The 5,659-nt window shown below is 56.1% G+C and carries 7 protein-coding genes; 1 reads left to right on the top strand and 6 read right to left on the bottom strand.

Annotation, left to right across the window (positions count from 1 at the left end; all coding sequences use genetic code 11):
- Positions 1 to 272: 272 nt before the first annotated feature.
- The 6 genes from wrbA to ACESMW_RS18285 all read right to left on the bottom strand — a co-directional run bounded on the left by wrbA (position 273) and on the right by ACESMW_RS18285 (position 5,207).
- Positions 273 to 872: an NAD(P)H:quinone oxidoreductase gene (gene wrbA / locus ACESMW_RS18260; RefSeq protein WP_372988397.1), complete on the bottom strand. Its 600-nt coding sequence runs from the start codon at positions 870 to 872 to the stop codon at positions 273 to 275.
- Between the two features lie 23 nt (positions 873 to 895).
- A complete protein-coding gene (locus tag ACESMW_RS18265) occupies positions 896 to 1,645 on the bottom strand; it encodes a hypothetical protein (protein WP_372988398.1) in 750 nt (249 codons plus the stop codon).
- A 92-nt stretch (positions 1,646 to 1,737) separates the two neighbouring features.
- Positions 1,738 to 2,889 carry a CaiB/BaiF CoA transferase family protein gene (locus ACESMW_RS18270; protein WP_372988399.1) on the bottom strand — a complete coding sequence of 384 codons (1,152 nt, stop codon included), beginning with the start codon at positions 2,887 to 2,889 and terminating at the stop codon, positions 1,738 to 1,740.
- A 22-nt stretch (positions 2,890 to 2,911) separates the two neighbouring features.
- Positions 2,912 to 3,721 (bottom strand): citryl-CoA lyase, encoded by an 810-nt coding sequence (locus ACESMW_RS18275; RefSeq protein WP_372988400.1) that lies wholly within the window; start codon positions 3,719 to 3,721, stop codon positions 2,912 to 2,914.
- A gap of 60 nt (positions 3,722 to 3,781) precedes the next feature.
- Positions 3,782 to 4,387 (bottom strand): VOC family protein, encoded by a 606-nt coding sequence (locus ACESMW_RS18280; protein ID WP_372988401.1) that lies wholly within the window; start codon positions 4,385 to 4,387, stop codon positions 3,782 to 3,784.
- Between the two features lie 55 nt (positions 4,388 to 4,442).
- Positions 4,443 to 5,207, bottom strand: coding sequence for an alpha/beta fold hydrolase (locus ACESMW_RS18285; protein ID WP_372988402.1), 765 nt, complete (start codon positions 5,205 to 5,207; stop codon positions 4,443 to 4,445).
- Positions 5,208 to 5,349: 142 nt separating this feature from the next.
- Between ACESMW_RS18285 and ACESMW_RS18290 the strand changes: the two genes are divergently transcribed.
- Positions 5,350 to 5,659, top strand: a 310-nt coding sequence (locus tag ACESMW_RS18290; protein WP_372988403.1) for a LysR family transcriptional regulator, incomplete at its 3' end; no start/stop codon positions are given.

The raw sequence follows: 5,659 nt of genomic DNA on the forward strand, positions 1-5,659 counted from the left end.
ATCGACGCGCCAGCGGTGTCCGGCGGCAATACTGTAAACAGGAAGCCGGCAAAACCTGCGGAATAAAGCACCATGCCGCCGAATAGGGCGGCGGTAAGCAGTAGAGACACAGACTCCATAACAAACAAACCCGCTTTCTAAGTCTTTATGCTGGTTTGTACGGGAGAAGCTCTGAAAAAGCTCAGATAACCGCTTTGGAATCGATGCAAGCGAAGTGAGGTTGTGGGTTGCACATCCAGGCGCCGGGTCAAGGGGCCTGGATGTGCTGCTGCCTAGCCGAAGAGCTTCTGTGCCGTCATGCCCACGAGTTCGCCCTGGTGGCGTGCCCCTTCAAGCTCCACATCGCTGGGAAGCCGAGAGCCATCGCCATCGGCAATGGTGGTGGCACCGTAGGGTGAGCCGCCCTTGACCTCATCAACGCCAAGCTGACCCTGGAAACTGTAGGGCAGGCCGACGATGGTCATGCCGAAGTGCAGCAGATTGGTGATCAGGGAGAACAGCGTGGTTTCCTGGCCGCCATGCTGGCTGGCGGACGCTGTGAATGCCGCACCGACCTTGCCGTTCAGGGCGCCGCTGGCCCAGAGGCCGCCGGCCTGATCAAGGAATGCGGCCATCTGGCTGCTGACCCGGCCGAAGCGGGTTCCCGTGCCCAGCACAAGACCATCGTAGTTTGCGAGCTCATCGACGGTAGCAATGGGCGCAGTCTGATCCAGTTTGAAGCCGGCATCGCTGGCCACCGAATGGGGTACTGTTTCCGGAACCCGTTTGATATCGACCTCGGCGCCTGACTTGCGAATGCCTTCGGCGATGGCGTTCGCCATCAGTTCAATGTGTCCGTAACTGGAGTAGTAGAGTACCAATACCTTAGCCATGGGATTGAGTCCTTTTGTATGGGTTAAAAGTAATAGCGGACCATTGCCCGGGGAGTGAATACGGTTTCGTCACCGCCGCCGAGAAAATCGGGGTTCTCGAAGTGGTGGATATCGAATCGCATGCCCGCATCCAACGTACGGGCTTCGTTCAGGTAGACAAAGAAGTCCGGACGGAACACGATCTCGTTACCAAAATCGTCTTTGCGGTTGTTCACGATGAAGGTGGCCATATGCTTGATGGCAATGTCGCCGATCATGATGTCGTTGGACTGGTAGAAAATCCGCGAGAACAGGTTGGCGTCCCGGACTACATTGCCGTCAAAGTCGGTTTTGCGGTAGTAGAAGTCGGTTTCAAACCACTGGAAGCCTGGAATGTTCCAGGTGAGCAGAATCCCGTAGTTGTTGGCCTCGAAACTGCCGTAGTCTGACTTTTCATAACGATAGGACAACATGACGTCCGAGATGGGCCCGAGACTGACGTTGGCACCGGTCAGCTTGCTCAGGCTGAATGCCGGGTTGGCAAAGATGACGTAGGTGTTGTCGTTGCCCGGTATCCCACCCAGATCGTTTCCGAAGGTATGTTCCAGATCAAACCAGTTGCGGCCGAACTTGTTAACGTCAAAATGTTCATACTGCAGCTGATACACCTCGCCGCTCTCATTGCCGTTGCCGTAAAGAATGTCTTCATCGGCGTCCCAGCTGTAGCCTGCAGCCACGGCATTGACCTGGAACTGAATGTAGTCCTCGGCCTGAGCAATAGTCGAAGTCATCATCAGGGCGCTGGTCGAAAGGCAAATACTTCCTATTATTTTTTTCATGATTTCACCTGTTGTTTTTGTCGTAATGATTTATTGATCGAAGCTGGTCAGAAGGAGACCACCTTTTTCTTGATGAGGTTTTGGAGGATTTCTTCCCGGTTCTGATCCAGCAGTGGAGGTGCAATGACCGACGTGTTCTGCTGGCCGTCATAGGAAATGGGTGAACGCACGGTTTTCCACTCCCCGCCAGAGGGATGCGGAGCGGACACAAGAAGATTCAGGTGTTTGGCCTGTGGGTCTTCAAGCGCCTCGTCCGGGCGGTACATCGGGGCGTGAGGCACGTCTTCCTGTTCCAGGCGCGCACACCAGGTTGCCCTGGGCAAAGACTTGAAAATCGGGCCCATCATCTCGATCAGATCGTCCTGATGAGCGATACGGCCTTCCCGGGTGGCAAAGCGTTCGTCCTCGAACAGGTCCGGTATTTCCATGGCATTGGCAAGGCCTTGCCAGAATTTCTCGGGCGACGACATGTGCAGGGCGATCCAGTTGCCATCGGCGCACTCAAACACATAGGACTGTGAAACCTGCGGACGGCTATAGGGGCCCATTACCTCGTTTTCGGCGTAGAAGTGAGTGAACGCATCGAGGTTGAAATGGCACATGGCTTCCAGCATGGATACATCCACCCGCCGGCCTTTACCGGTGCGGTTGCGCTCGTGCAGGGCTCCGAGGATGCCATAGGCGGCGTAGAAGCCGGTCAGGGAATCGGCGACCGCAGGTCCAACTACCCTCGGATTTGCCGGGTTGATGAACAGCCCCAGGAATCCACTGGCAGCCTGGGCTACGGTGTCGTAGGCCGGGCGAGCGGCCGCCGGGCCGTCATTACCGAAACCGCTAATGGCGCAGTAGATCAGTTTTTCGTTGAGGGAGCGAAGGCGCTCTTCCCCTGCGCCAAGACGATCCGCCGTGCCCGGCCGAAAATTCTGAATGTATACATCCGCCGAACGAATCAGGTCATCGAAGATGGCCAGGTCTTCCTCGGACTTGGTGTCCAGGGTAATGCTCTTCTTGTTACGGTTGTAAGTCTGGAAATGGGGGCTGTACAGGCCACCTTTGAAGGCACGGAAGGGGTCTCCGCTTCCTGGCCTTTCGATCTTGATAACCTCGGCCCCGAGGTCGGCCAGCAGCATCGAGGCGGCTGGCCCGGTTATGAACGTTCCCTGCTCGATGACACGGATGCCTTCCAGAACGTTTGTCATAGGAATTCCCTCGTTACGAATATCAGGTGGAACTGGTAAAGCCGTCGGGCACTTCGCCCTCATACACCGAGCTTTTCGACGCCTGGTAGGAAAGTGCGAATCCGATGGAGTGCTGTTGTTCCTCACGCAGGTGTGCCAACAGGCCGGCGGTTCGGGCAAGAATGGGTATGCCCTTGAGTGACTCGATCGGGAAGCCGGCATCTAGCAAGGTGGCGGGAATTGCGGCCGAGACATTAAGCTTGAGGTTTTTGCCGTAAATATCCGGGATCACTTTCTCAACCAGTTCTGCCGCCTGCATGTGCTGACCGTTTACGCCAAGCTTTTCAGCGGTCGAGAACAGGGCATTGACGCGCGGGTCCCTGGCCTTGTGAAGCGGGTGACCATAGCCCGGTAATGGCCTCTTGGCAGCCCGGTATTCAGAGACCACGGAAAAGGCGGCCTGGTCCAGAGAGACCTGCTCAGCCGACGCCCGGTTTACGATCTCGTCAAACAGCAGCCCGGCTTTGTCTGCGGCACCCAGAATCACTGAGCCACAACCCAGAATGCCGGCAGCAACTGCACCCTGAAGTGCTTCAGGAGAGGCAGCCAGCGTCATTCGGCTGGCCTGGACGCTCGGAACAAGCCCGTGTTCGGTGATGGCAATCAACGTGGCGTCGGTCATGGCTTTCAGCCCTTCAGAAGGCTCTTTGCCGGTGAGCAGAAACAGGAAGTACTCGGTAAAACTGAGTTTTCCGATAAGCTCTTCTGCCAGATCCCTGCCACGAATGACGATGGTCTCGTCGTTCGACGTGCAGATGGATGTTCGTGGGATCGTTTCTTTCCCGATTTTCACGTAATCACCTCACAGGTAGTCTGTTAATGCGTATGCCAAAAGCTGTCTGGAAGGCAGCCTTTATTGCTGCCAGCCTGCGCCACGCATGGTGTTGTTGGTAGGCACATCGTCTTCCTGCATCCACAGCGACAGGGTTTCGTGGGCGGTCTTATAGGCTTCGCTCATCAGTTCATCCGTTTCAGGAACAGAGGAGGTGAGCTCGACCTGCAAACCACTGGGGTCGTGGAAATAGATGGAGTAGCAGTAGCCATGATCGGTTTCCACTGCTTCGATGCCCTGTTCACTGAGCTTGCGCTTGAATTCCAGAACTGCGTCTTTCCCGTCGACGGTTAGTGCGATGTGATGGCCGAACGGGTTGTTGTTCTCGAACTTGTTGATCGAGGCCTCCCGTGAAGACGTTTCGGATTTGAACTGGAAGAACGCCAGGCAGCTGCCATCGGCCATTTCGAAGAAGGTGTGAACATAATTGTCCGGCTGGCCGGTGACGGGGTTGACCCGTTCTACCCAGGTGCCGATTAGGGGAAGACCGAGGATGTCTTCGTAAAAGTGCCTTGTCTCCTCCATATCTTTAACCATGAAGGCATGGTGGTGGAGGCACCCGATCCGGTTATTGGCACGACGGGTCTTTGCATCGGCGAGATATGGATTCTGTTGTTGAGCAGTCATGTGTCTACCTCTTTTGTTGTTAGCAGATCCTTTTCTCGACCATCGCCCCTGAGGCTCAGGCCGGTTCATCCGTGTGGTTTTCGCTTGGGTTGATTTCTGCGGTCAGCCAGTTCTGAAGCAGTGACCCGACCGAGTCGGGTTGCTCCATCATGGGCATGTGCCCGCAGCTCGGAATGATTTCAAAATGACAGTGCGCGATAAGGGATTGCATCTGGGCCATCACAGAGGCCGGGCGGAGGGCGTCCTCTTTCCCGGCAATCAGCATTACCGGGCAGCCCAGGCTCCGGAGAACGTCGGTGGAGTCCGGCCGTGTTTCACCTGCCGTGATATGGGCTTCAAGGCGCTCAACCGGTTGGCGGCCAATCATCCGGACCATTTCATCCACAAGCGCCTGATTACCCCGGTTTTCTTCTGCCAGCAGGTTGGGAGACCAGGCTTCTGCCATGGCGGTCATGCCGCGGGATCGGGCCAGTTCGAGCATGCCCAACCGGGCGTTGGTTTCCTGGATACCTGCTTCACCCTCGGGCTTGGGAGTGTGCTCGGTAGCGATCAGACAGAGCCTCTGCACCCGTTCGGGGGCAAGCCGACAGATCTCCATGGCGACCCGGCCTCCCATGGAATGACCGGCCAGTGAAAATTGTGGCGGAGCCGATGCCAGCACCGCTTCGGCCATGCCCGTCAGCGATGCCTGATCGCCGTAATCGGCGATCTGAGTCTCGACAGACTTCTCCAATTGCCCTAGCACAGGTGCCCAGCTTGCCTGGTCGCAGACCATGCCTGGCAACAATATCAGGGTGTCCTGGTTCTGGCGCTGGTTCATCTGTTGGTGTTCCTCTGGTTGTCCGGACCATGCCCGGTCTTTCTTGTTCTGAGTGTTAATTCACCATGGTCAAAGAGTACCCATGGCCTGTTATGAACAGAAGTGATATTTTTCGATAGAAACGATCGATGAGGTCACTGGTATGGAGTTAAGGCATTTACGTTATTTCCAGGCCCTTGCAGCCACGCTGAACTTTACCCGCGCTGCGGAGAAATCCCACGTCACCCAGTCAACGTTGTCGCACCAGATCAAGCAACTGGAGGAAGAGTTGGGTGTGCCCCTGTTCGAACGGGTGGGAAAAAAGGTCCTTTTGACTGAGGCAGGGGAAACCCTGCTGGACCAGATCGGGCCAGCGATGCGGATGATTGATGAGGCAACCTGGCACATAAAAGACGCTTCCGAGGTAGTGAAGGGCACGATACGTGTGGGAGCCACCCACAGCTTCAATATAC

It is taken from the genome of Marinobacter sp. (assembly GCF_041690455.1).
GTDB lineage: Bacteria > Pseudomonadota > Gammaproteobacteria > Pseudomonadales > Oleiphilaceae > Marinobacter.

What these genes read in the sequence shown, in the direction of transcription:
- wrbA (WP_372988397.1), bottom strand. Translation starts at nt 872, where the DNA reads ATGGCTAAGGTATTGGTACTCTACTACTCCAGTTACGGACACATTGAA.
- ACESMW_RS18265 (WP_372988398.1), bottom strand. Translation starts at nt 1,645, where the DNA reads ATGATGACTTCGACTATTGCTCAGGCCGAGGACTACATTCAGTTCCAG.
- ACESMW_RS18270 (WP_372988399.1), bottom strand. Translation starts at nt 2,889, where the DNA reads ATGACAAACGTTCTGGAAGGCATCCGTGTCATCGAGCAGGGAACGTTC.
- ACESMW_RS18280 (WP_372988401.1), bottom strand. Translation starts at nt 4,387, where the DNA reads ATGACTGCTCAACAACAGAATCCATATCTCGCCGATGCAAAGACCCGT.
- ACESMW_RS18285 (WP_372988402.1), bottom strand. Translation starts at nt 5,207, where the DNA reads ATGAACCAGCGCCAGAACCAGGACACCCTGATATTGTTGCCAGGCATG.